General features: G+C 53.3%; 1 protein-coding gene. It reads right to left on the bottom strand.

Going from position 1 to position 1,618, the window contains the following annotated elements; translation table 11 throughout:
- Window positions 1-554: 554 nt before the first annotated feature.
- The gene (locus BM357_RS18695) at window positions 555-1,466 is read right to left on the bottom strand and encodes an IS3 family transposase (RefSeq protein WP_074956912.1); all 912 of its coding nucleotides are present in this window, start codon (window positions 1,464-1,466) and stop codon (window positions 555-557) included.
- Window positions 1,467-1,618: the final 152 nt, after the last annotated feature.

Below are 1,618 nucleotides of genomic sequence, written 5' to 3'. Positions count from 1 at the left end.
GGCGTCTTTCCTTTCCTAGGATATGGCCATTTTACTCAGCAATTTTCGGACAGGCAATAACGTCAGCTTTCGGCCATTTCGAGATGGCCAAAACACCATGGCTTTCGGGTGTTTCGCACGGTGGCGGTTGAAGGAAGTGTAACCAAAGTCGCCACACTTTTGAACGACGTTCAGTCCAATGCGACAGGTTGGGGATCGCAAATCATAACAGATGATCAGCAGGCGGTAGAGGTACTACGGGACGCTCAAGAGACCGTCCAAATGGTTTCGGCACATTGGGCGCAGATGTCTTCAAAGCTGCGAGCCGAGATACAGTTCGAAGAGTCAGAGGCGGAATGAGAAAGCGGATTAACACCCGCAGATTGGACACATACTCCCGATATTGAGCTCTTTCGCAGTTTTTCTTCAGCCCTTTGCCCTGGTCTATAAATTGCCATCGGTCGTCGGTCCGTCAAGGGCCGCTGTCGCTGAACCTCCGGTTCCCCTTGACTGCCCATCCTCCCGCTGGCTTGGGGCAGTTAGGGGCAAAGGCCCTGGATACGCACCAACGTGCGTCACACCCTTACAGGGCGTCTGGGCTGGAGCCCTGTCTCGAGATGGCGGCGGTAGAACTCGGCCGGCGACAGGTAGTGCAAGCTGGAATGCAATCGGCGGTTGTTGTACCGGCTCACGAATTCCACGACGACCTGGTATGCCTCGGCGTAAGTCTCGAACTCGTACATTGACAAGCACTCATCCTCGAGAAGCCTGTGGTACGACTCGATGTATGCGTTCATATTCGGCGTTTTGGGCGGTATACGCTCGTGTAGGACATTCCATCGCTCACACTCCGATTCAAACAAATGACTCACAAACTGGGGGCCGTTGTCTGAACGGATAATGGGCAATGGTAAATTCCGCCGAAGAATCTGACGTTTCCACAGTGCTGCCCGAAAAGCTTCAACGGCATGTCTGGCTTCGCAGGTTAGACCGATATGATATCCCACAATCTGCCTGTCGTACACGTCGATGTACGACAGTACAAAGAAGAAGCGATCCTCTCCTGCGATGTATCCGTACTTCACATCGACCTCCCAGAGCTGGTTCGGTGCTGTGATGGTGCGGTTCTGTGCCAACTTCCTCGGGTGTTTTTGGCGAAGTTTCCGTTGCGGCCGCAGGACATCCAGTTCCTTACACAGGCGGTACACCTTTTTCTCGTTCACCACGAGTGCATGGTCCTGTCGGAGCATATGGGTCAGCTTGCGGTACCCATATGCGTAACCATCACCGGTGATGGATTCCATAATCCATTCCTTGATCTGTTCATCACTGACCTTACGACCATCCACAGTTAGTGAAAACCCAGGAATTGGCCGTCCGCCCGAGGTGGTATGCGGCTTTGGTTCATGTGTCAATTGATAGTAATAAGTGGATCGAGAGACCCCCACTATGCGCAGCACGAGAGTAGCAACATATCCGGCTGTGATCCACCTGTGCGCAACGGCTACTTTGGTAGTGTCCCGTCAAGTGGTGTAATTTCACCGTTTGTGTCTAATGTGTGACATCCATGGCTTTGTTCCGTCGCGGGAGTATATCGACCTTCGTCGCTCCGTCAAGGGGTGCTGCGCTCGTCCGGTCG

Origin of the sequence: Paenalicyclobacillus macrosporangiidus, from assembly GCF_900116805.1 — a bacterium.
Taxonomy (GTDB): Bacteria; Bacillota; Bacilli; order Alicyclobacillales; family Alicyclobacillaceae; genus Alicyclobacillus_H; species Alicyclobacillus_H macrosporangiidus.
Note: the sequence above shows the minus strand (reverse complement) of the source record. Positions and strands in the feature narration are given on the sequence as shown.